At 60.8% G+C, this 26,285-nt stretch carries 24 protein-coding genes; 7 read left to right on the forward strand and 17 right to left on the reverse strand.

What is annotated here, in order from left to right:
* Positions 1–142: 142 nt before the first annotated feature.
* A complete protein-coding gene (locus tag FLQ03_RS11170; protein ID WP_144373366.1) occupies positions 143–1,678 on the reverse strand; it encodes an aldehyde dehydrogenase family protein in 1,536 nt (511 codons plus the stop codon).
* A gap of 132 nt (positions 1,679–1,810) precedes the next feature.
* On the reverse strand, positions 1,811–2,710 hold the full coding sequence (locus tag FLQ03_RS11175; RefSeq protein ID WP_144373367.1) for a LysR substrate-binding domain-containing protein: 900 nt from the start codon (positions 2,708–2,710) through the stop codon (positions 1,811–1,813).
* Positions 2,711–2,816: 106 nt separating this feature from the next.
* Here FLQ03_RS11175 and FLQ03_RS11180 point away from each other — a divergent pair, with 106 nt between their 5' ends.
* The 4 genes from FLQ03_RS11180 (at position 2,817) to FLQ03_RS11195 (ending at position 7,187) form a co-directional block, all read left to right on the forward strand.
* Positions 2,817–4,178 (forward strand): NAD(P)/FAD-dependent oxidoreductase, encoded by a 1,362-nt coding sequence (locus FLQ03_RS11180; protein ID WP_170252392.1) that lies wholly within the window; start codon positions 2,817–2,819, stop codon positions 4,176–4,178.
* A 14-nt stretch (positions 4,179–4,192) separates the two neighbouring features.
* Complete coding sequence (locus FLQ03_RS11185) at positions 4,193–5,548, forward strand: flavin monoamine oxidase family protein (RefSeq protein WP_144373369.1); 1,356 nt, start codon at positions 4,193–4,195, stop codon at positions 5,546–5,548.
* Positions 5,549–5,567: 19 nt separating this feature from the next.
* Positions 5,568–6,656 carry a polyamine ABC transporter substrate-binding protein gene (locus FLQ03_RS11190; RefSeq protein WP_144373370.1) on the forward strand — a complete coding sequence of 363 codons (1,089 nt, stop codon included), beginning with the start codon at positions 5,568–5,570 and terminating at the stop codon, positions 6,654–6,656.
* Positions 6,657–6,971: 315 nt separating this feature from the next.
* Positions 6,972–7,187 carry a hypothetical protein gene (locus FLQ03_RS11195; protein ID WP_144373371.1) on the forward strand — a complete coding sequence of 72 codons (216 nt, stop codon included), beginning with the start codon at positions 6,972–6,974 and terminating at the stop codon, positions 7,185–7,187.
* A gap of 670 nt (positions 7,188–7,857) precedes the next feature.
* Here FLQ03_RS11195 and FLQ03_RS11200 read toward each other — a convergent pair.
* From FLQ03_RS11200 to rpmH, 14 genes are all read right to left on the reverse strand, one after another.
* Positions 7,858–8,187: a hypothetical protein gene (locus tag FLQ03_RS11200; protein ID WP_144373372.1), complete on the reverse strand. Its 330-nt coding sequence runs from the start codon at positions 8,185–8,187 to the stop codon at positions 7,858–7,860.
* Complete coding sequence (locus FLQ03_RS11205; RefSeq protein ID WP_144373373.1) at positions 8,184–8,429, reverse strand: hypothetical protein; 246 nt, start codon at positions 8,427–8,429, stop codon at positions 8,184–8,186. The genes FLQ03_RS11200 and FLQ03_RS11205 overlap by 4 nt, the downstream gene beginning before the upstream one ends.
* Positions 8,426–8,902, reverse strand: coding sequence for a hypothetical protein (locus FLQ03_RS11210; RefSeq protein ID WP_144373374.1), 477 nt, complete (start codon positions 8,900–8,902; stop codon positions 8,426–8,428). The genes FLQ03_RS11205 and FLQ03_RS11210 overlap by 4 nt, the downstream gene beginning before the upstream one ends.
* Before the next feature lie 275 nt (positions 8,903–9,177).
* Positions 9,178–12,063, reverse strand: a complete 2,886-nt coding sequence (locus FLQ03_RS11215) for a DUF927 domain-containing protein (protein ID WP_144373375.1) — start codon at positions 12,061–12,063, stop codon at positions 9,178–9,180.
* Positions 12,060–12,365, reverse strand: coding sequence for a hypothetical protein (locus FLQ03_RS11220; protein WP_144373376.1), 306 nt, complete (start codon positions 12,363–12,365; stop codon positions 12,060–12,062). Before FLQ03_RS11220 ends, FLQ03_RS11215 begins: the two co-directional genes overlap by 4 nt.
* Positions 12,366–12,375: 10 nt before the next feature.
* A complete protein-coding gene (locus FLQ03_RS11225; protein ID WP_144373377.1) occupies positions 12,376–12,759 on the reverse strand; it encodes a hypothetical protein in 384 nt (127 codons plus the stop codon).
* On the reverse strand, positions 12,756–12,935 hold the full coding sequence (locus tag FLQ03_RS11230; RefSeq protein ID WP_144373400.1) for a hypothetical protein: 180 nt from the start codon (positions 12,933–12,935) through the stop codon (positions 12,756–12,758). Before FLQ03_RS11230 ends, FLQ03_RS11225 begins: the two co-directional genes overlap by 4 nt.
* A 371-nt stretch (positions 12,936–13,306) precedes the next feature.
* Positions 13,307–13,528 (reverse strand): helix-turn-helix transcriptional regulator, encoded by a 222-nt coding sequence (locus FLQ03_RS11235; protein WP_144373378.1) that lies wholly within the window; start codon positions 13,526–13,528, stop codon positions 13,307–13,309.
* A gap of 299 nt (positions 13,529–13,827) precedes the next feature.
* Positions 13,828–15,045 (reverse strand): tyrosine-type recombinase/integrase, encoded by a 1,218-nt coding sequence (locus FLQ03_RS11240; protein WP_144373379.1) that lies wholly within the window; start codon positions 15,043–15,045, stop codon positions 13,828–13,830.
* 494 nt (positions 15,046–15,539) lie between these two features.
* Entirely contained in the window at positions 15,540–16,892 is a 1,353-nt protein-coding gene (mnmE, locus tag FLQ03_RS11245) for a tRNA uridine-5-carboxymethylaminomethyl(34) synthesis GTPase MnmE (protein WP_144373380.1), read from the reverse strand.
* Positions 16,893–17,094: 202 nt separating this feature from the next.
* Positions 17,095–18,738, reverse strand: a complete 1,644-nt coding sequence (gene yidC, locus FLQ03_RS11250; RefSeq protein WP_144373381.1) for a membrane protein insertase YidC — start codon at positions 18,736–18,738, stop codon at positions 17,095–17,097.
* A 17-nt stretch (positions 18,739–18,755) separates the two neighbouring features.
* The gene (yidD, locus tag FLQ03_RS11255) at positions 18,756–18,965 is read right to left on the reverse strand and encodes a membrane protein insertion efficiency factor YidD (RefSeq protein WP_144373382.1); all 210 of its coding nucleotides are present in this window, start codon (positions 18,963–18,965) and stop codon (positions 18,756–18,758) included.
* Positions 18,950–19,303, reverse strand: a complete 354-nt coding sequence (gene rnpA, locus FLQ03_RS11260; RefSeq protein WP_144373383.1) for a ribonuclease P protein component — start codon at positions 19,301–19,303, stop codon at positions 18,950–18,952. The genes yidD and rnpA overlap by 16 nt, the downstream gene beginning before the upstream one ends.
* A gap of 3 nt (positions 19,304–19,306) precedes the next feature.
* The gene (rpmH, locus tag FLQ03_RS11265) at positions 19,307–19,441 is read right to left on the reverse strand and encodes a 50S ribosomal protein L34 (protein ID WP_088965802.1); all 135 of its coding nucleotides are present in this window, start codon (positions 19,439–19,441) and stop codon (positions 19,307–19,309) included.
* 383 nt (positions 19,442–19,824) lie between these two features.
* Here rpmH and dnaA point away from each other — a divergent pair, with 383 nt between their 5' ends.
* The 3 genes from dnaA to gyrB all read left to right on the forward strand — a co-directional run bounded on the left by dnaA (position 19,825) and on the right by gyrB (position 24,928).
* Complete coding sequence (gene dnaA / locus FLQ03_RS11270; protein WP_144373401.1) at positions 19,825–21,279, forward strand: chromosomal replication initiator protein DnaA; 1,455 nt, start codon at positions 19,825–19,827, stop codon at positions 21,277–21,279.
* Positions 21,280–21,322: 43 nt separating this feature from the next.
* A complete protein-coding gene (gene dnaN, locus FLQ03_RS11275) occupies positions 21,323–22,429 on the forward strand; it encodes a DNA polymerase III subunit beta (RefSeq protein WP_144373384.1) in 1,107 nt (368 codons plus the stop codon).
* 108 nt (positions 22,430–22,537) lie between these two features.
* Complete coding sequence (gene gyrB / locus FLQ03_RS11280; RefSeq protein ID WP_144373385.1) at positions 22,538–24,928, forward strand: DNA topoisomerase (ATP-hydrolyzing) subunit B; 2,391 nt, start codon at positions 22,538–22,540, stop codon at positions 24,926–24,928.
* Positions 24,929–25,268: 340 nt separating this feature from the next.
* Here gyrB and FLQ03_RS11285 read toward each other — a convergent pair whose 3' ends face one another.
* Positions 25,269–25,916: a hypothetical protein gene (locus FLQ03_RS11285; RefSeq protein WP_144373386.1), complete on the reverse strand. Its 648-nt coding sequence runs from the start codon at positions 25,914–25,916 to the stop codon at positions 25,269–25,271.
* Positions 25,917–26,285: the final 369 nt, after the last annotated feature.

The following is a 26,285-nucleotide window of genomic DNA, read 5'->3' on the forward strand; positions in this document are numbered from 1 at the left end:
ACCCAGTCGCCAAACAAGAACGCAACATCACCATCTTGGCCGCCGTTATAGCCAAGGTCGCATTGGCTATGCTGCCTCTAGCACTGACAGCAATGGTGACATCATCCGTAGCGGCACATCACTGAAAGCGTACCCGAGAAAGTCAGGACTCAGCCGGTTGCTGCGAAACGGTGATGGCGGGATGAGGAAAGGCATCCTGATCAGGGTAAGGAAACCACTCCTCATCGTCCTGCAACTCGGGGGCCAGCATCACCATCTTGGCTTGACGGAACTGTGCCAGCCCTTCCGCGCCCAGCTCGCGGCCACTGCCGGTGAGCTTGCGGCCACCAAAAGGAATGGCATCGTTATCGTTCAGCGGGGTATTCACCCACACGATGCCCGCGTCGATGGCAGCAATGGCGTGCATCGCCTCGGCCAGATCGCGGGTAAACAGGTTAGCCCCCAGACCAAAAGCCGAATCGTTGGCCAGCGCAATCGCCTCGTCCAGGCTGGCCACCTTACACACTGGCGCCAGTGGGCCAAAGCTCTCCTCGTGCATGATATCCATCTGATGGTCCACCTCCAGTACCGTAGGCAGGTAGAACCAACCTTGCGTCAGCTCCGGCGGCCGTGCGCCACCGCAACGCAACCGTGCCCCTTGCTGCAAGGCACGCGCCACCATCGCCTCGATACGCTCGCGCTCGCGCTGCGACACCAGCGGGCCGATGTCGACCTTGTCCAGCCCGTTGCCCACGCGCAGACGGCGCGTTTCCGCTACCAACGCCTCCACAAACTCAGGGTAGATGGCTTCGTGCACGTAAATGCGCTCGGCGGCGGTACATACCTGTCCGCAATTGAGAAAGGCGGCAAAAGCGGTAGCGCGTGCGGCCAGGCGGATATCGGCCGACGGCATCACAATCAGCGGGTCGTTGCCGGAGGCCTCGATCAACACCGGTTTGAAACGCATGGCCGCGGTTGTGGCCACGGCCTGGGCGGCACGAACGCTGCCGGTAAACGCTACCGCATGCGTGTGCTCGTGTGCCACCAGAGCCTGCGCCACCTCACTACCGCCGCACAACAGCTGCACCAGGCCTGGTGGCAAGTGGTCGAAAGCCTGCTGCATCAGTAGCAGGGTAAGCGGTGTCAGTTCGGACGGTTTGACGATGACAGCGTTGCCGGCCGCCAGCGCCGCAGCCGCCTGCCAGGCAAATAGCAAACACGGGAAGTTGTACGGCACGATACAGACCACGACACCCAAAGGCTCCTGGATCACCATCTGCAACTGTCCGGCCACAGCCGGGCCAGCCACCCGGCCGGCATCGTGCCGGGCCAGCTCGGCGTAGTAGGCAAAGGCACTGGCGCCGGCCCCTGCTTCCCAATGCGCCTCGCGAAAAGGCTTGCCCATCTCGCGGGTCAGCACTTCTCCCAGCCGGGCAGCGCCGGCCGTGAGCTTGCGCGCCACCTCGTGCAAAGCCTGGGCGCGGTCGGTAGCGCTGGCAGCCCACCACTGCCGGCGAGCTAGGTTGGCCGCATGCACCGCCTGCGCAATTTCATCGGTGGTAGCGTCAGCGTAATGGCCGACAGGCAGCCCGGTGGCCGGGTCGGTCACAATGTGGGTCGGGCCTTGCCCGAGATGATAGCCGCCTGCCAGATAATGGTGGCCGGACAGTGCCTGCCATGGAGTTGCTTGCTCAGTCATGTATGGTCCCCTGCAACGGTGATGCCGGCAACCGCAGCCGGCCTGATGGCAGCTTGCGCCTGGCAAGCAGAGGGAACAAGATGCGATATCTAGCACCGCTATCAGTTTATTTAACAACGGCAGGGCGGTGTTTCAGTCGCAAGCAGCCGGGAAGTCCTGCTGCAGGCGCTCTACCAGCCAGGCGCAGAACCAGTGAACATCGTCACCGGGCTCGCCATCCGGCAGCAACAATTGGTAACCCTCCAGTTGCACACTGTCCGGTAGTGGCTGTACCAGATGGCCGCTGCGTAACGCGGATGCCACCAGAATATCGTTAGCCAGCGCCACACCACCGCCGGCCAATGCCACGTCGATAGCGTGATCGGCACTCAAAAAAGAAATCTGTGGCACCAGTTGGGCGCGGATGCCAAAGGCGGCAAACCAGCTGCTCCACCACCAGCCATCGTCTTCGTGCACCAGCTTGTGCGACAGCAAGGCCGCCGGGCTGGCCGGCACACCGTGTGCCGCCAGGTAATCGGGGGCGCACACCGGAAAGACTCGCGGCCGCGCCAGCGTGCGCACCAAGCCGGTAAAATCGTGCGGACTGCCATAGGCAATAGCAAGGTCAGCTCGGCCAGGTGCGACCGTGCTGAAGGTGGCGTCGGGCTCCAGCGAGATGCGCAGCCCGGGCCGCAATACGGCCAGCTCGGCCAGATGACGGTTTAGCCAGCGGGTGGCAAAACCCGGTACTACCAACAGGCGTAGCCAGCGTTCGGCACTGGGCGGCAGCAGTTCGGCACCCGCTTTGGCAATCTGCTGCAGCGCCTGGCTAACCGCAGCGAAGTAACGTTGGCCATGGCTGGTCAGAATCACGCCGCGTGGTGTGCGTTCAAACAGTTTTACGCGCAACCGGTCTTCCAGCAGCTTGATGTGGCGCCCGATGGCCGGCTGGGTAACGTGCAACTCGGCGGCGGCAGCGACAAAGCTGCCATGCCGGGCTGCCGCTTCAAAAGCCCGCACGGCGTTGAGTGGTGGTAGCCGCAATAAAGACATCGCTGCCTCCGGTATCAGTTTTTCTAACATCCTCCGGCAAAAAGTGCGTGTTGTGAAGCCATGCGGTCGCGTGGCATCGTGCGGCCAACCCAGCGAGGAGCCCGCCGTGCAACACTTCTATCACGCCAGCCAGTACCAGACCGCTACGCCACCACCCAGCTATTGGCACGACATGACCCCGCCGCCGCCTGACAGCGGCAGCCTGCACGAGCTGCAACACTGCGACGTTGCCATCGTCGGCGCCGGCCTCACCGGTTTGTCGGCGGCGCTGCATCTGGCGCGCGACCACGGTATCCGCGTCGTGGTAGTAGACGCCGGGGCCCTGGGCTGGGGTGCCTCCGGTCGCAATGCCGGCTTCAACACGTTGCCGGCCACCAAGCTGTCGCTGGCCGAACTGCTCACCCGCTGGGGTGAAACCGAAACCCGGCTGTTTCTGCAATCGCAGTACGAGGGGCAAAACCTGGTGGAGGCATTCTGTACGCAGCAGCAACTGGCCATCCGGCACGGCCGCGGCAGCTATATGGTGGCGCATGCGGCAGCCGCTTGGCAGGGGCTGCAGGAAGAGTACGCACTGTGGCAACGCTATGGCCCGCTGCCCTGCCGGCTACTGGACGCCGACAGTTTTGCGGAAGAAGGCCACGGCGGGCCGGAACAGCATGGGGCACTGCACCTGGACAATGGCGGCGGCCTCAACCCGCTGGCGCTGGTCTATGGCCTGGCCAGCGCCGCACAACAGCATGGTGCCCGGCTGAACAGCCACAGCCCGGTTTGCCGGCTAAGCCATGGCGGCGGGCACCACATATTGCACACACCAGATGGTCGCATCCACGCCCGTCACCTGCTCTTTGCCACCAACGCCTACCCGGCGCGGGTACAGCCTGCCACCCTCAACCGCCGACAGCTGCCGGCCATTTCGAACATCATCGTCACCGCGCCACTGGACGAACAGCAATGGAGCAGCCACGGCTACCACACCCTCAGCCCGGCCTTCGACAGCCGCCATCTGCTGCACTACTACCGGCGCTTGCCGGACGGACGGCTACTGTTCGGTGCCCGTGGTGACCTCAGCGGCAGCCCGCAACACGGCGTGCGGCAGCAACAAGCGTTGCAGGCCGCCATGGCACGCAAGTTTCCAGCCTTTGCCGATTGCCCGGTGGACTATTACTGGCGCGGGCTGGTCTCAGTCACGCGCGGCATGGTTCCGGCCATGGGCGAAACCCGGCCCGGCAGCCGGCAATGGTATGCCTTTGGCTGCCACGGCAATGGCATCAACACCATGCCATGGATGGGGCGAGCGCTGGCACGCCGCATTGCAGGCGTGCGGCCAACGGCTACCGAAGCCTGCGCCGTCTACCAGACGCTGCCTCCCCGGTTACCCCCGGGTGACTGGCTACAGAAACTGGGCTTGCAACTGGCTTATCAACGCTACGCCTGGCTGGACGAACAACAAGCCAGCCAGGCCCCATAAAGGAGCAAAGCATCATGAATCGACGTCAACTTCTGGCCTGTACTGGTGCCCTGCTGGCGGGCAGCCTGCCGGCGGCTCTCGCCGCGCCGCGCGCCGCGAACGGGCGTGCCATCGTGATTGGCGCAGGCATGGCAGGCCTGGCAGCGGCACGCTACCTGACCGACCACGGCTGGCTGGTCACGGTTCTGGAGGCACGGCCGCGCATCGGCGGCCGCATCTGGAGCAGCACACACTGGCCCGACATACCGGTAGACCTGGGTGCCTCGTGGATACATGGCTCGCAGGGTAACCCGCTTACCCGGCTGGCACACGAGGCCGGAGCGCGCACAGTCGCTACCTACTATGAACGCAATCAGGTTTACGACCGCCATGGTCGCCCGCTGTCGGCGGCGGGGCAAGGAAAGCTGGACCAATGGCATGCGCGACTAGAACGGGCGCTGCACGAAATCCAGCAAAGCGATACCGACAGCAGCCTACAACAGGCATTGCAACAAGCGCTGCGCTGGCCCGGTCTGTCGGACGACGACAGCACGCTGCTGCACTTTCTGGTCAACAGCACCATCGAACACGAGTACGCCGGCCCGTGGCACGCGCTGTCGGCCCACTGGTTTGACAGCGCGGGTGCCTATCAGGGCGACGATGTGCTGTTTCCGGCCGGTTATGCCGCCCTGCCGCAGTGGCTGGCCAGCGGGCTGGATATTCGCCTCAACGAAGTGGTACAGGCCGTCCACTCGCGAGATGACAGCGTCAGCGTGCACACGACCAGCACGCAGTATCAGGCCGACCGGGTAGTCGTTACCTTGCCACTGGGTGTGCTGCAGGCCGGCAACGTGGTGTTTAACCCGGCGCTACCGGTGGCCAAGCAACAAGCCATCGCAGCCTTGGGCATGGGGCATTACAACAAATGCTATCTGCGCTTCGAAAAAGCGTTCTGGCCACAGGACAAGGACTGGCTGGAATACATCCCGCCGCTGGCACAACGCGGGCAATGGAGCGAATGGCTCAGCCTGAGCCGCGTCAGCAGCAAACCGGTTCTGCTGGGCTTCAATGCGGCCGACTACGGCCAGGCCATCGAACAACAAAGTGACGAGAAAATCGTGGCTGGCGCCATGCAGACACTGCGCACGCTGTATGGCAGACAGATACCCGACCCGATCGATGCGCAACTGACCCGCTGGAGCAGTGACCCGTTTGCACGCGGTGCCTATTCGTTCAACCGCGCCGGCTCAACGCCCACACAGCGTACACAGCTTGCCGCTGCCGCCGGGCGCGTCCACTTTGCCGGCGAAGCCACCCACCGCGAACACTTTGCCACCGTCCACGGCGCCTACCTGTCCGGCCTGCGTGCCGCAAGGGAAATTGCCGGTTAAACGCTACAGGAACCTCGCCATGAAACTACGTCTCCTCGCGCTCGCCAGCGTACTGGCCAGCCTGGGCAATACCGCCCAGGCCGCCGGCAGCGTCAACATCTACAACTGGACCGACTACGTTGCCGAAAGCACGGTCCCGGCCTTCAGCAAAGCCACCGGGATCAAGGTGAACTACGACGTATACGACAGCAACGAAATCCTGCGGGCCAAGCTGATGACCGGCCAAAGCGGCTACGACGTGGTGGTTCCCTCGCATACCACGCTGGCGTTAGGCATCAAGGCCGGGCTGTTCGAACCGCTGGACATGAGCAAACTGCCCAACGCCCGCCATCTGGACCCGGCGCTACTGAAGCTGTTGCAGCCATTCGACCCCGGCAACCGTTACGCGGTCCCCAACTTCTGGGGCTTCAACACCGTCGGCATCAATACCCGCCAGGTACAGAAAGCGCTGGGCAGCCCGCTCCCGGACAACCCGTGGGACCTGATCTTCAAGCCGGCGCTACTTGCCAAACTCAGCCGCTGCGGCGTCAGCCTGCTGGATTCGCCAGGCGAGTTCTTTCCGGTGGCCCTGCACTACTACGGCAAAAACCCCAACAGCGACCATCTGGCCGACTACCAGGCCATCATGCCGCAGCTGATGGCACTGCGCCCTTACATCACCCGCTTTTCCTCGTCCGGCTACTACAACGAGATGGCTGGCGGTAGCCTGTGCGCAGCCATGGGCTACAACGGCGACTTCAACTTTGCCCAGATGCGCGCCCGCGAAGCCGGAAACGGGGTGCAGATCCAGGCTCTGCTACCCAAACGCGGTCTGAATGTGTGGTTCGATGTACTGGCCATTCCGAAAGGGGCACCCCATCGTGACAACGCTCACGCCTGGATCAACGCCATGCTGGCGCCACAGACTGCGGCTGCCAATGCCAACCACGTGGCCTACGCCACCGCAGTACTGGCCGCACGCCCCTACGTGAAGGCAGCACTGATCAACAACCGTACCATCTACCCCGGTAGTAGCGACCTGAAAGACAGCTATGTGGCACAGCCACTGTCTGCCACCACCATTCAGGGCTACACCCGGCTGTGGCAACAGTTCCGCAGCGGACGCTGAGACCCGGCCGTACTGCCTACCTACAAACAAGCCCCGACTGGCGGGGCTTGTGCCGGGGTATGCGAACGCTGGCGAACGTCGGCGGAAGTGAAATTATCGATGCAGAATGTTATGAGCAAGCCTGAAACCCTTACCAAATAAGGAATCCGTGCTTTTTAAAATTCGCGTGTGTACCTAAGCGTGTACCTAAAACTTCTGGCTGGCCATTTTTGGTCGTGAGGCTTGTCGCATTTCCAGCGCCTTACATCAGATAGAGCGGCCCCAGAAAATGACATAGAATTATCTAACTGGCCACCAATCTTGAGGAGAAAATTGATGAGTAAAAGCACGCACCTGCAAGTTCATACATCTGACGGCAAGAACATTGGCAACTTTGATGGCGAATTCTTCTACACAACCCCTGCTGTTAATCTCCGTGTTGACGGGGATGAGGTATACACCTTGGATATGCCTTGCAAGTACGTTGGCACCTTCGAAGAGAACGCAATCAAGCTGCTAGACGGTTCTATCCCCTACTACTTCACCGAATAAACTAACGAGCCGCACTCCTGCAAACTGGATAGCTTTCCCTGTTCAGGGCGAGCTATCCTTTCCACGCAAGTCCGATACGGTAGGCACCGCAGCGGACACCTCAACATTCCTCAACTCCTGCCCTTCGGAATTTTCCGCATTTGCCGCACCGTCGCTGTTAAACCCCTGTTAACACCACCTGTTAAAACTTGGCCCAGATTGTTAAACCGTTAACACGCCCTGGGCGATTCTGTACGCATTCAAAGCTATGCCAGGCAAGGCCAAGCGCCTGTTACAGGCCGCTGCCGGCTGGATGTTAAGCCTTTAACAATTTCCTCCAGAGGGGAAAAAATCTGCACGTGGGAATACGGGCGGTCTAGAGGGGCGGGCATCACAAGGTTTCGATACCCCCCCTCCCTTCCCTACCCTGGGGGCAAGGCACTGCCAGCCGCGAAGGTGGCCACGGCAAGGCGTATTGCTTTGATACGTTCGTAGTGCTTCGCTACGCCGTAGCCACCTACACCAGCCGGCACGTTACGTTATGTCACGGTTGGCGATAGGAAGATGCAGCCTTAGGTTTTCTTAGGTTGCTCGATACCTGAGCATTTCTTAGCCAGGCGCGGCGTATCGGCACCTCAACATTTCTCAACAGGGCAAACGCCATGGCGGTGCCTCTTCACACGGGGCAGTGCTATGCTTCCTCTCGAACATGGCTGACCACCGGAAAGACGGCTGCCGGGTGATGCTGCTGGTTCACACCAGCGGACAACGAGGATGAGGACACCGCCGCACCTTCAGCCATGCCCACGACTGGCACCGCTTCATGCTCACGCCCTGTGATGTGACACCATAGCGCCAGCAGCGCCATGCCATCGCTGTGCCTCGGTTCTGAGCCATGCTTGCTATAGCGGCAAAGCTTGTCACGGCTCACCCCTGTTTCTGTGCATATGTCGCCGTAACTGATACCGGCATGAGCAATATCCGCAATCACTTGCGGCCAATCCACATACGGCGCAGTCATGCGCTCCCCTCCTCGTTCCTCGTGCTGTACTGCTTCACCATGCGCCGGCCCTTGTCGGCGGTACGCTCTACCATCACCACAGACACCTCACCCTGCCGCGCCAGTCTGGCCAGCGTGGCGGATAGCTCGGACAGCTCACAGTGGCCCGGCAGGTAATGCTGTATCTGGCCCAGCGTCAGGCCGCGCCCAGCATCCACCAGCAGGGCCAGCACGCTACCGGCCAGCCCCTTGCGCTGCTTCATGCGGCCAACCTTCCTTGCCCAGCCTCCCACCCGCAATGCCCCACGATATGCCAGCGGCTGTAATCGGCATCGCCGGGGATGTTGGACACCCGCCAGGGCTTGTACCGCTTGGCGCAGATACCCATGGTGCGGCTGGCCCGTGGCGCTTGCTTCACGCCCACCAGCGACAGCGCCATGGTACGGTCATCGGTAGTGGTCAGTTCGCCCCGCCAGTGGCGGCAGGCCAGGCACTGGTTATCTGCTGCTGCCAACTGTTCGGCCTGCTTGCGCGGTACGCCGCCGTCGTACTCCATGATGGCGGCCCGCTCCTCGATGGCCTCGCGGACGTTGTGCCAGCGGTCGATATGCGCCAGCCAGCCAGCGCGGATGGTGTCGGCGTCACACTCACCGGACACCAGCTGCCGGCGAATGATGGCCAGGTGTTCCGCCTGCAGTTCTTGCGGCCAACCTTCCAACGTGGCGACCCGCGACACCAGCCCGGGCAGATCATCGGGGATGGGGTGGCCGGTGTCGGCATCGTTCGCCGCGACTGCCGGGGCATTACCCCCTGTTTCAGTCGTTTTTCCGGGTGACTGTTTTTTGGTGGGAACAGTGGGAACAGTGGGAACAAAACCCTGAAACCCCTGCTGGGTAAGGCTTTCAGCCGTTCCCACTTTTTGTTCCCACTCTCGGCTGTTCCCACTTTTTGGGGACAGCGCGGGCGTTTGGGCCGTGTGCTGTAGGGTGGTAGCCAGCCAATCGGGGATGCTCATTCGTCGCCCTCCAGTGCTGCGCTGGTCAGCACGTACACATTCACTGTGGTTGAGTTCAGCGCCTTGATACGTTTCTTGCGGGTACTGCGCTGCTTATTGCCGTCGGTATCCCCGGCCAACATCCAGCCGGCACCGATCAGGGAGCGGGCAGCGGCCAGGGTCTGAAACCCCTTGCACAGCTCTTTCTTGAACGGCTCCGACAGTACCCAGAATTGCAGCTCGCCGGCCTCGTCGGTGTAACGGAAGCCTGCCCGGTTGTGATGGCGTGCCATCGATTCCGGGTCTGCATCATGGTCAGGGAAGCGGGTAGACCCGTGCGCCTGCATGAAGGCGGCCACCTGGGCGAACAAGGCGCGGTCATCAGCGGCAAGGCCGGTATTGTTCTCGGCCAGCCATTCACGGAAGCACTGCCGGGCGGCGCGGTACGCTTCACCAGGTGCCCAGCCTGTCACGCCGTAGCGGGTGGCCAGCTCACCGGCAAAGGCCACCAGGGCGAAGCGGGCCGCTACCCGTCCGATTTCCTCGGCTGCCCCTTTGGGCACACCCAGATTGCCGATAATGGCGGTCACGCTCTCGCGCACATTGGCCCGGATGGTTTCCTGCTCGGCCCCACTGGTCAGCTGCTGCAGGAAGGCTTGCCCGGCTGTGCCGTAATACTGGCGGGTGTGGGCCTTCATGGCGTCGGCAAAAGCTTGGCCGTTGGGGTGGTGGTGTAGCTGCTCCAGCGTGCCCATACCAGCCCCGGCATCAGCAGGGATGGCGGGTAAGCGGGCCATCTGGCCACCCTTGGCGGTTTTGCCGGCCTCGGCCATGTGCTGGGCCAGGTCGATTTCGCCGGCAGACAGCAGCATCACGCGCCATGTTTGCGCTGGGCGGTTGCCGCCTTCCTTGGTCATACGGGCCTTGGCCTGGCCGTTGGCGATCAGGTAGGCCGCACCCCCGGCGTCTGTCGCGGCGATCTGGGCGAGTTCGTCCAGTATCAGCAGGCCATCGTTACGGCCAAGGCAAAGCGCCTCCAGGCCGTTCTGCGTGGTGCGCCACTTCTTGGCGAAGCGGTCAGGGCTGCCCCATACGCTGGCGGCAGGGTCCAGCAGCGTGGACGTTTTGCCCTTGCTGGTGGTGCCCACGAAGTGGAAGCCCCCGCCCGACTCGCCGGCCATGTCTGCCAGCACACCAGCAAAGGCCACGGCAATGGCAAACACAATGCGGCTGTTACCCGCTGCCGGGCCGGCAATGTGCTGCTGCCACTCGGCCAGGGTGCCGGCGTGGTCAAAGTCGCCACTGTCCGCCCCCTGATAGATCACGCCCTCGCCCTCCTGCTCGCCATAGACAGCGGCAGGCAGCACATAGCGCAGATCATGCCAGCCGATACGGGACACGCAGCGCAGGCGGGTGGCGGACTCGGGGCGATGGGTCAGCACGTAATCCACCAGCTTTTGCCGGGCCTTGCCGTTGGTGGAGATGGTCAGCCCACCCCGCGCCAGTTCACGCCGGAATTCTGCCGTGTCGCTGGCGGCCAGCATTTCGACCGGGCAAGCCCACTGGTGCGGGTGGCCGTCGTTGTCCTGCCAGGCCAGCAGGCGGCCCCAGTTGCTCTGATTGGCGTCGCGGGTTTCGCCCAGAATGTAGAGGGGTGCAGACAGCCACCACAGCTTGTCCTTGTCCTTGCCGTCGTCGGATGGCTCGCACCAATACACCCCGTCACGCTGGCCGGGGATACCCTCCGACACGAAGAACGGGGAGTCACCTTGCGGCGTTTGCGGGCTGATTTCGTCCGAAAAGTGGGAACGCTCGGGAGTGGGAACAGAAAAGTGGGAACGGCTGTCAGCCTTATCTGGCAAGGCTTCTAGCGTTTCTGTTCCCACTGTTCCCACTGTTCCCACCATTTTTAAGTCACCCCGGAGAACGTGCTTTTTGACCTCTTCCAGCCCGGCCAGCTGGTGCAGGTCGTTGTAGTCGCTTGGCGCTTTGCCATGCTGCTGGCGGTACTGCTCGGCCTGTTCCTGGGTGAATACCGGCACCACCGAACGGCCACGGCCCTGCAGCAGCTCGGCAGCGCGGCTGGCCGCTTTCTGGCCGGTCAGGCTTTCGTCTGTATCACCGCACACCAGCACCTGCACATCCAGCGGCAAGGCACTGGCCAGCCGGCCCGCGATCGTCACCAGGTTGTGGGCGTTGAAGGCCACCACCACCGGCAAGCCCGTGGCTTGGTGCAAGGTGCAGCCCGTGGCCCAGCCTTCGCACAAAAGAACGGTTTCCGTATCTTTGAGCCTGCCCAAGGCCAGCGAGGCACCTTTGACCTGGCCACCCGTCAGGAAACGCTTACCGCCATCGGCGCCAATGATCTGCAGGTTGACCAGCTCACCGCCGTCCCGTAGCGGGATAAGCAGCATGTCGCGCAGCTGGGCCGCGCCCTTGGGCTGGATACCCTTGGCCTGCAGGTAGGTGTGTTCGCTGCTGACAGCATGGCCACGCCCCCACAGGTTGGCCGCTTTCTGCCGGGCGGCGTCCCGCTGCTGCTGGGCCAGCGCCTCGGCCTCTGCCTGGGCGGCCTGCCGGTCGGCCTCGATCTTGGCTCGCTCCTCGGGGCTGGGCGGCTGGTAAGGCGCGGTCGGGCGGTAGCCGTTCTGGATGGCCTCGGCAAACAAGCTGGCAATGGTGATACGCCCGGCAGGCTTAATACTCTTCCAGACAGATCGTGCTGCCTTGGGCTGGTAGTTGTCGGCGGTGCGGCTCCAGTCATCCCAGATGGGGAAACCGGCCTCGCCCAGCTCCGATTTCACGGCCATGCCGTGCATTACCCACTTGTCGCGGTCGTGGGCGTCTAGGTAAGCCAGTGCAGCGCGGATATCGTCGCCTGGCGCTCGGTACGGGGCATTCATGCGGCACCCCCTTGCTGGTCGATCTGGGCCATTAGCTGGCTGAGTTTGTGGCACACGGCGATATCGTCAGCCACAGCAGCCGCTGCTGCTGCATAGCAGGCCACCACTACCAGAAAGCCACGCCGGCTATCTGGTGGCAAACCGTTCAGGGCGTCGGCCAGCCAGTACGGCGTTACCGCTTCACCGGCTCGTGCCTGGGCGCGGATACGGTCTAGCACTTCAACAGCCAGGGCCGCACCGCAGCGATACGCCGGCAAGCCGGTGGCCTTGCCCGCTGGCAGGGCAATCAGTTTCTTGTCCATGTTGTTACCTCTACGGCAGGGGCGTGGCAGGCGTAACGGCCTGCTGCTGGGTCAGGGCTTGGGCGAGGGCAGCCAGTAGTGTGCTGGTGTCGCCTACGCGCTCCAGGTGAATGCTGCTGTCAGCGAAGGCCGTCAGGGTGACGATGGCCGCAGGCCGGGTAATACCGGGGCGGCGCAGGGGCAAGGCGACCTGCTTAATCGCCTGCTTTTGGGCAAGGATGCGGCACAGCACGTCCTGCATGGCGTCAAGGTCGCCATCCCGCTGGATGCTGACATGGCCATCAGCAAAGGCGGTCAGGGTGATGGCTGCCACCGGCTGGGGCTTCATGGTGATAACAGCTACTGGGGCAAGGGTGGCGGCGACAGTTACGCCGCTGGCGGTGGTGGTGTTCATGCTTTCACCTCCGACACGGTGAAACCCTGGGCAGCGGGGGCAATGGCCACGCGCTTGCCTTGCGACACCAGCAGACGCGCCATAGCGCATGCCTGGGCATGGGTCGGTACGGTAGATACAGGAACAGAGAAAACAGGGAACAGGGCGCGAACGACGCGCAGGGCGATGCTAGGCATGGTGGCCTCCTCTACGAGCTGATAACCCGACTCCTCGCCGCCAAGCAGGGAGGCAGGCACGTGGCAGGGTTGGCGGACCGGCATAGAGGAACCGGCGCGTGCAAGCACGCCCCCACCACGGCCCGCCATAGAAAAGGGCGCACCAATGGTGTTACGGACGGACATAAAAATAGCCGCAAGGCGGCTGTCCGCCTCTATGTTCGGGCCGCCAAGCCCGGTGCCGCTATTGAACGGCACGGGGGCATTATGGCGCTGCTGGTGTGGGGTGGCAAGCCAGTGCTGCAGACGGATGGGGGCAAGAGGCACGGGCATGCAGGCCAGTGCCAGACGGCCCAGCCAGGTAACAGCGGTAGTGCAAGGCAAGGTAGCCATTACGCGGCCTCCTTGCGGCTGGCGGCCTGCTCGGCAATCCAGGTGTTCACTTCACTTTCCAGCCAGGCAACAGCGCGGCCACCCAGCTTTACCGGCTTGGGGAAAGTAGGATCGTAGTCATTGGGGCGTTTGGGATTGGGGGTAATGCGGGCATAGATGGCACTTTTACCAAGCCCGGTCTTGCAGATCAGTTGCGGCAAGCGCAGCAGGGTGTCATTCATCAGAGGCAACTCCTTTTCGTGGGCGCAGTGGCGCTTTGAAAAAAAATGCCTCCTCTGAATAGAGGGCTTATTTATTGGGCCATGCAGTGCAAGCCCCGTCAACACCTATACTTTGACGGGTGTACCGTAATGTGCCGCAATGTGTAGCAGCGTGCCGTGTCGTGCGATATCACCACGTATCAGGAAGGCCGCAGACGTCCGCAAACGTCCGGCATCACTTTTTCCTTACTTGTATCTGATATGCAACACTCCGCAGACCTTAACGAACCCATACAGACCATTGCGGAACTCATGTCAGCCTATGCACTACGGAAAAGCGGTATCACCTCAGCGCCCTGTACCGCTGACTGCACAAAGTCAGCCCATGCCTGCATGATGGTCTTGCGCTGCTCGGCATACTCGGCCCGGTTGTACACACCCTTGATACCCACGATCTTGTGAGCCAGTGCCTTTTCGATGGCATCAGACGGGTGCCCCATTTCGTGCAGATGGGTGGATGCGGTACGGCGGAAGTCGTGCAATACGAAGTGCTGCACATCCAACGACAAGGCCCGCACTGCCTGATTTAGTGTGCTGCTGGCAATCGGGCGATCTTCCATGCCCCTGCTAGATGGAAACAAATACACGGAACGGCCAGCCAGGTGGTGCAGCTCCTGCAACAAGGCAATGGCCTGGCGTGACAGGTACACACGGTGCGGCCTGTCTTTCTTCATGCGTTCAGCTGGGATATCCCACACCCCCGCATCTAAATCGACCTCATCCCAACGGGCCTCGGTCAACTCGGTTTTCCTCACCATCGTAATGGCCAGCAGGTGCAGTGCCAGCTTGAGGCTACGCCGTATATCCGACGCATACACACCGCGCAGTACCTGGCCCACCTCCTCGGCAGACAACACACGGGTACGGCTTTCCTCGCTGGCGATAAAGCGAGCAACCAGTACGCCCGCAGGGTTGGTATCAACCACCTGGCGAGCGATAGCGTAGTCGTACATGCGCTTGAGGACATTGCGGGCTAGCAAGGCCATCTTGGGCGAGCCACGCGACTTGATGCGGTCGCACAGCTCCAGCACGTCAGCCGGCTTCACATCGGCCAGCGGCATGCCACCCAGCCACGGCAGCACGTCCTTTTCCATGATGCGTGTCATGGTGCGTTGGTAGCTTGCTGACTTATCGGGCAACTGCTGCCCCAACCATTCGGCAGCAAAAGCAGCAACGGTGTTTAGACGCTCGGTTTTGGCCTCCTGTACAGCACGCTTGGGCGACTCACCACGCGCCACCAGGGCGGCCCACTCATCACGCTGTTTGCGGGCAGCAGACAGACTGATTTCCGGGTACGGGCCAATTGTCAGGGCAGCTTGGCGTACGCCGTGCAGCTGGTAGCGATAACGCCAAATCTTGGCACCACTGGGCATCACTTCCAGTAGCAGGCCGCTGGTGTCGCTTACCCGATACCGCGCCACCTTCGGTTTCAGCGCCTTGATAGCAGTATCGGTAAGGGGTTTTGCTTGACGTGCCATGCTTCACGCTCCTTTAGGTACACAGATTGGTACACACAAAATCCGGCTGTAAGCCTTGCCAGTACTGGGTTTCTCACACCAGCAGTAGCGCCAGGCATGCCACAAACGGCCCAAAACTGGGGATATTTCGGCCTGATGGCAGCGTCTGGGCCATAGCTGTGTACCTAAAACAGGCCCGTTTCGGGGTAATCACGTCCTTTAGGTACACGGGATAGGTACACAGGAAAAATCCCAGAATCTAAGCCAGCAAAGGCTTGTAGCACTATCCGGTGCCGGAAAATGGCCCCCTCACAAAAACAGGCCATTCAGAATGTAGTAACGGCATTGTTTTAGGTACACACGAACACCAGCCAAAGTGCTGTGTGTACCTAAGTGTGTACCTAAAACTTGCGGAAGTCCACGAACCTTAGCGAACCCTAACAAACGAAAAAGCCCCGACTGGCGGGGCTTCTTTAGGGGCATGCGGACGTTAGCAAACCTCCGCGAACATGATTTTATTTTCCGATGCAGAAACGGCTGAAGATGACGCCCAGCAGGTCGTCGGGGGTGAACTTGCCGGTGATTTCCGACAGGTTGTTCTGCGCCATGCGCAGCTCTTCGGCAAAGATTTCCACCATCTGCCAGTCGGCTTCGGCCAGCGCCAGGTGGTCGGCAGCGCGGGCGATGGCGTCCAGGTGGCGTTCGCGCGCCAGGAACACGCCTTCGCTATCGCCGCTGTAGCCGATCATCTCCAGCAGCAGTGCGCGCAGGGCGTCCACGCCGGCGTGGGTACGCGCCGACAGGTGCACCACCGGGTGGCCGTCCTGCTCGCTGCGGCCAACCTCGCCACCGGACAGGTCCACCTTGTTGAACACGTGCACGCGCGGCAGGCGTGGCGGCAGCTTGTCCAGAATGGCTTGTACCTCGGGCACGATGCCATCGCGGCTGTCGATCAGCAGCAGCGCCACGTCGGCACGCTCTACCGCCTGCCAGGTGCGCTCGATGCCGATCTTTTCTACCACGTCGTCGGTGTCGCGCAGGCCGGCGGTATCGATGATGTGCACCGGCACGCCATCGATAACGATCTCCTCGCGCACGGTATCGCGGGTGGTGCCGGCAATGTCGGTGACGATGGCAATGTCGTCGCCGGCCAGCGCGTTCATCAGGCTGGATTTACCGACGTTGGGTTGCCCCACCAGCACCACGTGCATGCCCTCGCGCAGCAGCGCGCCCTGCTTGGCGGTTGCTTGCACCTGCTGCAGTTGGCCGCGCAGGCGGCGCAGGCGGCCGACGGCGTCGGCTTTTTCCAGGAAGTCGATGTCTTCCTCGGGGAAGTCCAGCGTGGCTTCCACCAGCATGCGCAGGTTGATCAGCTCGTCCACCAGGCCATGGATCTGGTTCGAGAACGCCCCCTTCAGCGACTTCAGCGCGCTCTTGGCGGCGCTTTCGCTGGCAGCGTCGATCAGGTCGGCCACGCTTTCGGCTTGCGCCAGGTCCAGCTTGTCGTTCAGGAAGGCGCGCTTGGTGAACTCGCCCGGCTCGGCCAGGCGTGCACCCAGCTGCAGGCAGCGGCTGACCAGCATTTTCATCACCACCGGGCCGCCGTGGCCTTGCAGCTCGATGACGTCTTCGCCGGTAAAGCTGTTGGGGCCGGGGAAGTACAGCAGCAGGCCGTTATCGATGGCGCTGCCGTCGGCGGCGTAAAAATCGGTGTAGGTGGCGTAGCGCGGGCGCGGCGTTTTGCCGCCGCTGATGGCCTGGGCAAAGGGCAGCAGGTCGCGGCCGGACACGCGTACCACCCCCACGCCGCCGCGACCGGGGGCAGTGGCAATGGCGCAGATGGTGCTGGGGGTGTAGCTGAGACTCATGGGGGTTCCTTGGATTCTGTGGCCACGAAAGCCACGAAAAGACACCCAAAGACGCGGCATCAGGCAGACGCTGACAGGCGGCTTTCGTGTTCTTTCGTGGGGTTCGTAGCTGATGGCATTGTAGCTCGCCGTGCGGGCCGGGCAGCAAAAAGCCCGGCCAGAAGGCCGGGCTGTGATTCTACCGTACAAGGTTGGCCGCAGATCAGGACTGCAGGGCCGCCTTGCGGGCTTTTTCGATGCTCTGGTTCACGTACCACTGCTGCGCGATGGACAGCAGGTTGTTCACTACCCAGTACAGCACCAGGCCGGCCGGGAAGAAGAAGAACATCACCGAGAAGGCTACCGGCATGATCTTCATCATCTTGGCCTGCATCGGGTCGGCCGGCGGCGGGTTCAGGAAAGTCTGTGCGAACATGGTGATCGCCATGATCAGCGGCAGCGCGTAGAACGGGTCCGGGCGGGCCAGATCGTGGATGTACAGCCATTCCGCCTGGCGCAGCTCTACCGAGGCCAGCAGCGCCCAGTACAGGCCGATGAATACCGGGATCTGCACCAGCATCGGCAGGCAGCCACCCAGCGGGTTCACTTTCTCGGTCTTGTACATCTCCATCACGGCTTGCTGGAACTTCATGCGGTCGTCGCCGTACTGCTGCTTCAGGTTTTCCAGACGCGGTGCCAGCACCTTCATCTTGGCCATCGAGCGGTAGGAGGCGGCGGTCAGCGGGTAGAACACGGCCTTCACGGTGAGGGTGAGCAGCACGATCGCCCAACCCCAGTTGTTCACCAGCGCGTGCAGCTTGGTCAGCAGCCAGAACAGCGGCGACGCGAAGATGTGCACCATGCCGAAGTCTTTGGCCAGCTCCAGGCCTTCGGTCACCTTGGTCACGGTGTTGTATTCCAGCGGGCCGGCAAACAGCGGTACGGTCAGCGACGCGGTCTTGCCCGGTGCGACGGTGGGTACCGTCACCAGGGTGGCAGCAGAGTAGGCACCGTTTTTCGGCTCCAGCAAGAACTGACAGCTTTGCGGGGTAGCGCACACCTTCTGGCCCTGCTCCGGGCTCAGCACCCAGGCAGTACCGAAGTAATGCTGCACCATGCCCACCCAGCCGTTGTCTGCCACTTTGGCGTACTCGGCCTTGCCTTTGTCCAGGTCTTCAAACTTCACCTTCTGGAACTTGGCGTCGTGGGTGTACACGGCCGGGCCGGTGAAGGTCTGGGCAAAGCGGCTTTCGCCTTCCGGCGCCTTGCCGTCACGCAGCAGGCGGAAGTAGGCGGTGGTGGACAGTGGGGTGGTACCGCCGTTCACGATGTCGTAGCGCACGTCGATGACGTAGCTACCCTTGCTGAAGGTGTACACCTTGCTCACCTGCACGCCATTGGCGGCCGGGGCAGTCAGTTTCACCTCCACCTTGTCGCCGGCCAGCGCGTAGCTGGCTTTTTCGGCGGTAAACACGGTCTTGTGGGTGGGCAGCGCGGTGTTGCCGGCGGCGATCAGGCCGGTTTGCGCCACGTACAGGCGGTCACCCTTGTCGGTGAGCAGCTCGAACGGCTTGGTGGTATCCACCGCGCCGTCGTGCTTCAGCAGCTGCAGGCTGCGCAGGTCGCCACCATTGGTGTCGATCTCGGCGCGCAGCACGTCGGTATTCACTACCACGCGCTGGCCTTTGGCCGGTTTGGCACTGTCTGCCAGCTGGGCAGACGGTACGTCGGAATGCGGGGCGGCTGTCGCGGCAGCTTGTTGCTGCACGGCAGGCTTGGCGGGCGGCTTCGGCGCGAAGTATTCCTGCCACAGAAGCAGGATGCCGAAAGACAGCGCGATGAAGATAATCAGTCGTCTGGAGTCCATCTCTCTTACCGGAAAGGTCAGGGAACCGGGTCATAACCGCTGCCGCCCCAGGGGTGGCAACGGCAAATCCGTCGTGTCGCAAGCAAGCCGCCCTTGATGGCGCCGTGCTTTCTTAATGCTTCGATGGCGTAGGCCGAACACGTTGGCTGATAACGGCAACGCGGCGGCAACCAGGGGCTGATGGCCAGCTGGTAGAAACGCACCAGAAGTATCAAGAGTTTCGACATCGGGCTAGTTTAGCAAATAGCGCGGCCAGGGCTGTGACAGCTTGTTGGTAGTCGTCGCGGTGGTAGGCCTGACGCGAACGCACCACAAAGTCCATGGCGGGCAGCGTGTGCTGGTTCAGGCGAAACCATTCGCGCACCGTCCGCTTGATGTAATTGCGGCGGTTGGCGCGTTTGGCCACCTTTTTGCCCACCACCAGGCCCAGACGCGCATGCGTCAGGCCGTTAGGCCGCGCGTACACCTGGAACAACTGGTTGCTGCGCGCGTTGCGCAAATGAAAAACGGATGAGAACTCATCCGTTTTTAAAAGCCGGTGCGCACGGCGAAATGTGTTGTCCAAGCGTTAGACAGCCAGACGCTTGCGACCTTTAGCGCGACGGGCGGCCAGAACGGCACGACCACCACGGGTCTTGGAGCGAACGAGGAAGCCGTGGGTACGCTTGCGGCGGGTATTGGAAGGCTGGTAAGTACGTTTCATGATGGTTTTCCTGTTTCGAAACGGAAATAAACGCGTGATTACACAGATAAAGCCATGTTTTGTCAAGCATTGCGTCTTTAAAGGCGGTAGCAGCACCGCCCTGCCCTACGGGCTGACGCATTATAGAGACAACAAACGCGCCCGTAACGGGCGGCCAACTGCACAAAATGTTTGCAACGCTGTGGATAACTTTGGGCAAAAGCCGTAGAATAGCCGTTTGAAAAAGCTGCCTGCTGCCGTGCCCTGCAAAGCAATCTTGATCTGCACACGGCGCCCTGATGCAGGCCACCCAACCATAACCGTCGGTGTTACTCGCCGCCGGTTCTCCCGCCCCCAAGACCAGTTGTCTCGATTACGGCGGGATTTTGTTTTTAATGACTTTGATGACTGCACCGGAACACTTCTGGCCTACGTGCCTGACGCGTCTGGAGGAAGAACTGTCCTCCCAGCAATTCAATACCTGGATCCGTCCTCTGGCCGCCGAGCCGTCCGAGGAGGCGCTGGTATTGTACGCGCCCAACCGTTTCATCCTGCAGTTCATCAAGGACCGCTTCCTCGCGCGTATTGAAGAGCTGGCCATCGAGCTGCTGGGCGAAATGCCGGTAGAGCTGCGCATTGGCGCGCCGGCGGGCAAAGCCCCGGCGCCGGTTACGCCGCCCAAAGCCACGCCGCGCAGCAACGGCGCCGCGCCGGCCGCTGCGGCCAACGTGGACGTTGGCGACGCTAAACCTGCCGACAGCAAACCGGCCAGCAACCCCAGCGTGGCCACCAGCCCCAAGCAAGCGGCGCTGAAAGCCATTGGCGGCGGCCACGAAAGCACCCGCCTGAACCCGGCGTTCACCTTCGATACGCTGGTGACCGGTAAAGGTAACCAGCTGGCGCGCGCCGCCGCGCTGCAAATTGCCGAAAACCCGGGCGACCCGGCCTACAACCCGCTGTTTGTGTACGGCGGCGTCGGCTTAGGTAAGACCCACTTGATCCAGGCCATCGGTAACCACGTTTACCAGAAGAACCCGCAAGCCAAGATCCGCTACATCCACGCCGAACGCTACGTGGCCGACATCATGCGCGCCTACCAGCACAAGGCGTTTGACGAGTTCAAGCGCTACTACCACAGCCTGGACCTGCTGCTGATCGACGACATCCAGTTCTTTGCCGGCAAGAACCGCACGCAAGAAGAATTCTTCTACGCCTTCAACGCGCTGATCGAGGGCGGCAAGCAGGTGATCATGACCTGCGACAGCTACCCCAAGCAGATCGAAGGCATGGAAGAGCGCCTGATCTCGCGCTTCAGCTGGGGCCTTACCGTCGAGATTCAGCCGCCGGAGCTGGAAATGCGCGTGGCCATCCTGATGAAGAAGGCCGAAGCCGACAACACCAAGCTGGACCACAACGTGGCATTCTTCATTGCCCAGAACGTGCGCAGCAACGTGCGCGAGCTGGAAGGCGCGCTGAAGCGCGTGGTGGCCTACGCCCGCTTTACCAGCCAGCCCATCACCATGGAGCTGGTAAAAGAGGCGCTGAAAGATATCCTGGCCGCCGGCAACCGCCAGGTTACCGTGGACGCCATCCAGAAAACGGTGGCCGAGTACTACAAGATCAAGCTGTCGGACATGCACAGCAAAAAGCGCAGCCGCGACATCGCGCGCCCGCGCCAGGTAGCCATGGCGCTGGCCAAAGAGCTTACCTCGCTGAGCCTGCCCAATATCGGCGATGCCTTCGGCGGCCGCGATCACACCACCGTGCTGCACGCGTGCAAAACCATTGCCGAAATGCGCGGCAGTGACGCCGACATCGCCCACGATTACGATACGCTGCTGTCCATGCTGCGTAACTGAAGCATTTTTTGATAACGACCTGTAACCCACCAGGAGTCCGCACATGCTGATTCTGCAAGCCGAACGCGATGCACTGCTCAAACCCCTGCTGGCTGTCACCGGCATTGTGGAGCGTCGCCACACCCTGCCCATCCTCTCGAACGTACTGATCGAGAAGAAGGCAGATGCGGTGAGCTTTCTGGCTACCGATCTGGAAATCCAGATCACCACCGCCAGCCACGACGACATCGCCGGTGAAGCCTTCCGCCTCACCACCTCGGCCAAGAAGCTGCAGGACATCCTGCGTGCCATCCCCGGTAACGCCACCGTTACCCTGGAACAACAGGACGGCCGCCTTACCCTGAAAGCCGGCAAAAGCCGCTTCAACCTGCAAACGCTGCCGGCAGACGACTTCCCGCTGCTGTCGGCCGCCAGTGCCGCCGAAGCCAGCTTCAGCCTGGCCCAGCGCGACCTGAAGCGCCTGATTGCCCAGGTACAGTACGCCATGGCGGTGCAGGACATCCGCTACTACCTGAACGGCCTGCTGCTGCAAACCGAAGGCAACCAGGTACGCCTGGTGGCCACCGACGGCCACCGCCTGGCCTTTGCCAGCGCCGACATCGACGCCAACCTGGCCAAGAGCGAAGTGATTCTGCCGCGCAAAACCATCCTGGAGCTGTACAAGCTGCTGCAGGACAGCGACGAGCAGATCAACGTAGAGCTGCTGTCCAACCAGGTACGCTTCAGCTTTGGCAGCACCGTCATCATCAGCAAGATCGTGGACGGCAAGTTTCCGGACTACAACCGCGTTATCCCGCTGGACAACAACAACATCTTCCTGCTGGAACGCGTCACCTTCCTGCAGGCCCTGCAGCGTGCGGCCATTCTGGCCAACGAAAAATTCCGCGGCGTGCGCCTGGTGCTGCGCCCGGGTACGCTGTCCATCCTGTGTACCAACAGTGAACAGGAAGAAGCCGAAGAAGAGCTGGAAATCGCCTACCAGGGCCCCTCGCTGGAAATCGGCTTCAACATCAACTACCTGCTGGATGTGCTAACCAACCTGCCGGCCGACACCGTACAGCTCGCCTTTGGCGACGCCGTGCGCGCCGTGCTGGTAACCATCCCCGAGCACGCCACGTTCAAATACGTGGTAATGCCGATGCGCATCTGACACCCGCCTGCCCTGCCCCGCGCAGGGTAAGCGGCTGCGGCCAACCACCCAGGTTGGCCGCAAACAGTGGGGCAACCGCCCCGGACAGAAAGAAACAAGAGTGGGTTTATGAGCGAACAGGAATACGGCGCGGACAGCATCAAGGTACTGAAAGGTCTGGACGCAGTGCGCAAGCGCCCCGGCATGTACATTGGCGACACCCAGGACGGCACCGGCCTGCATCACATGGTGTTCGAAGTACTGGACAACGCCATTGACGAGGCGCTGGCCGGCCATGCCGACACCATCAAGGTCACCATCCATCCGGATCAATCCATCTCGGTGGAAGACAACGGCCGCGGTATCCCTACCGACATTCACCCGGAAGAAGGCCGCTCGGCAGCCGAGGTCATCATGACCATCCTGCACGCCGGCGGTAAGTTCGACAGCAACAGCTACAAGATCTCCGGCGGCCTGCACGGCGTGGGCGTATCGGTAGTGAACGCGCTGTCCGACTGGCTGAAGCTGAAAATCTGGCGTAACGGCCAGGTACACGAAATGGAATTCCGCCGTGGCGAAGCCGTGGCCCCGCTCACCATGACCGGGCACACCACCCACCGTGGTACCGAAGTGACCTTCCGCGCCAGCGAAGAAACCTTCGGCAACGTGGAATACCACTTCGACATCCTGGCTAAGCGCATCCGCGAACTGTCGTTCCTGAACGACGGCGTGGCCATCACCCTGATCGACAAACGCAGCGGCAAAGAAGAAAACTTTGCCTTCAGCGGCGGCGTGGCCGGCTTCGTGCAGTACATGAACCGCAACAAGAACGCGCTGCACCCCAAAGTGTTTTACGGCATTGGCGAAAAAGACGGCATGACCGTCGAAGTAGCCATGCAGTGGAACGACAGCTACCAGGAAAACGTGCAGTGCTTCACCAACAACATTCCGCAGCGCGACGGGGGTAGCCACCTTACCGCCCTGCGCCAGGTGATGACCCGCACCCTGAACAGCTACATCGAAGAAAGCGAAGTGGCCAAAAAAGCCAAGGTGGACACCACCGGCGACGACATGCGCGAAGGCCTGACCTGCGTGCTGTCGGTAAAGCTGCCCGACCCCAAGTTCAGCAGCCAGACCAAAGACAAACTGGTGTCCAGTGAAATCGGCCCCGTGGTCAACGAAGTAATCAGCGAAGCGCTGAAAAACTTCCTGCTGGAAAACCCCAACGAAGCCAAGATCATCACCGGCAAGATCGTAGAAGCCGCCCGCGCCCGTGAAGCCGCGCGCAAAGCCCGCGAAATTACCCGCCGCAAAGGCGTGATGGACGGCCTGGGCCTGCCCGGCAAACTGGCAGACTGCCAGGAAAAAGACCCCGCCATGTCCGAACTGTACCTGGTGGAGGGTGACTCCGCCGGCGGGTCCGCCAAGCAGGGCCGCGACCGCAAGTTCCAGGCCATTCTGCCGCTGAAGGGCAAGATCCTGAACGTGGAACGCGCCCGCTTCGACAAAATGCTGCAAAGCCAGGAAGTAGCTACCCTGATTACCGCCCTGGGCTGCGGCATCGGCAAAGACGAATACAACCCGGACAAGCTGCGCTACCACCGCATCATCATCATGACCGATGCCGACGTGGACGGCGCGCACATCCGCACCCTGCTACTGACCTTCTTCTACCGCCAGACCCCCGAGCTGGTAGAGCGCGGCCATATCTACATCGCCCAGCCGCCGCTGTACAAAGCCAAGCACGGCAAGCAGGAACGCTACCTGAAAGACGACTACGAGCTGAACCAGTACCTGCTGCAACTGGCACTGGACAAAGCCGAGCTCAGCCCCGCCGCCGGCGAAGCCCCGCTGTCTGGCGACACGCTGGGCGAAATTGCCCGCCAGTACCTGCAAGCCCGCGCCGCCATCGACCGCGAAAGCCGCGTAGTAGACCCGCTGGTACTGCACGCGCTGATGAAGGTTGGCCGCATCACCGTGGATAGCGACGCCGCCGCCCGCGACGCCGTACAACGCCTGAGCGCCCACCTGCCGGCCGAGCTGATCAAACTGGACGTGCTGCGCGACGAGAAAAACGACGCCTGGCTGATCAAGATCACCCGCATGCTGCACGGCAACGTGATGGTGACCGCCATCGACCAAACCTTCCTGGACAGCGCCGACTACGACGTACTGGCCAAAACCGGCGACATGCTGCACGGCCTGCTGCGCGACGGCGCCCAGGTAAAACGCGGCGAAACGGTCAAACCGGTAAGCGAATTTGGCGACGCGCTGGACTGGCTGCTGGGCGAAACCCGCAAGGGCCTGTCTATCCAGCGCTACAAAGGCCTGGGTGAGATGAACCCGGAACAACTGTGGGAAACCACCATGGACCCCACCGTACGCCGCCTGCTGAAAGTAAAAATCGAAGACGCCATGGCCGCCGACGACGTGTTTACCACCCTGATGGGCGACAACGTCGAACCACGCCGCGCGTTTATCGAGAGCAATGCGTTGATTGCGCGGAATATTGATGTTTAAGAATGTAGGTTCTCTTTCTAAGTGAGATTTTCTCAATTAGTGAGATTGTAAAATGTGTGTAGGATCCCGCGAGTTTCTAGATTTCTGGATTCTGCTCTCAGCACTCCGCTGAACAAATGGCCTCTAAGTTGGAGGCCATTTTTCATTTCCGAGTTCTAAACCGATTTGCTTCATGGTTAAAGTTAGTGCGCTTCTCGGTCATAGCAGAAGTTTTTTGCCTTGGTCGTCTACTTCAACACCCTGTAGCATTGCAGACATTAACGTTTGACGTGCATGACCACCGGAGCGGCGAAGGGAACCCACATGCTGCGAATGTGGGTGGTCTCTCTCAACGGAATAATTAGGCATTTTTTATTACCCGGTCATAAAAAAATTCTCCAAACTCCGTTCGCTCATACGATCTAGCCATCGTCTTGCTACTTCCAGAATAGTTAGGAAGCATATGAACAGCGACGAGACCATAATTGGTCAACTGAATCGCTGCAGGGGCATCAATGATCATAACCCCCTCGTACTGATAGAACTGGTCGATTTGGCGAATAAGGTATGGGTTTAGACCGACAATAATATATGAATAGATTTCGAAAGTTTGACGTGAAATTGTTTCATTGACCATAAGCCGAAAAGCTCTGCCTAATAACTTCGCCAAAGTTGGATGGTCAATTCTTTCAAGGAGCATTAGGGTTAATTCCCCGATTTTTTCAACGCCTTCTTCGTCAGAGCAATTTTTGTTCAGGAAATCAGTTCGCTTCTCATGTGAAATTTTTTCGACTTCACACAAAAAAGCCACAATCTTTTTGGCAAAGAAGTAAGCTGCAATGTTATTTCCTGCTTTGAAGAGGGTCATTGCAGTACCAATAACTGGAATTTCCTTCAGGGCACCTTCCTTCAGTAGGCTATCCAGAGCGACCTCCCCCAATTTATCTACAAGATCAGCCGTATGGTTTGCATTTGCTACTGAGATTAGTAGAGATCGATTCGGATTCATAGAGAAAGTATGGCTAATGTGACATCGACACCGAGTAGTAGAAAATAATATATCAAGTATCGGATGAAATTTAATTAGAGAACTTGATGGATAAAGATTTTATAAGCCTGCTTCTGAACAATACCTGCTGCCAATGTGGTGTAGCACGACTGGCAGTCCTAGCCGGTCTGCTGCCTGCAGTGCATTATTAGATCAGACAGCAGAGCAGATCAGCTAAGGCTACCAGTATAAGGTAAAGCAATCTGTGACTGAGTTCGAATACAGATTCAGGAGTCAGAGAGAATAATATTCAAAGATTTCAAGTAAAGTCTATGTGGGCGCAAAGAGAACCCACGAGTTCAATATACGCCCCTTGGGATTGAAAAATTA

Source organism: Vogesella urethralis (genome assembly GCF_007644045.2).
GTDB classification, from domain to species: domain Bacteria; phylum Pseudomonadota; class Gammaproteobacteria; order Burkholderiales; family Chromobacteriaceae; genus Vogesella; species Vogesella urethralis.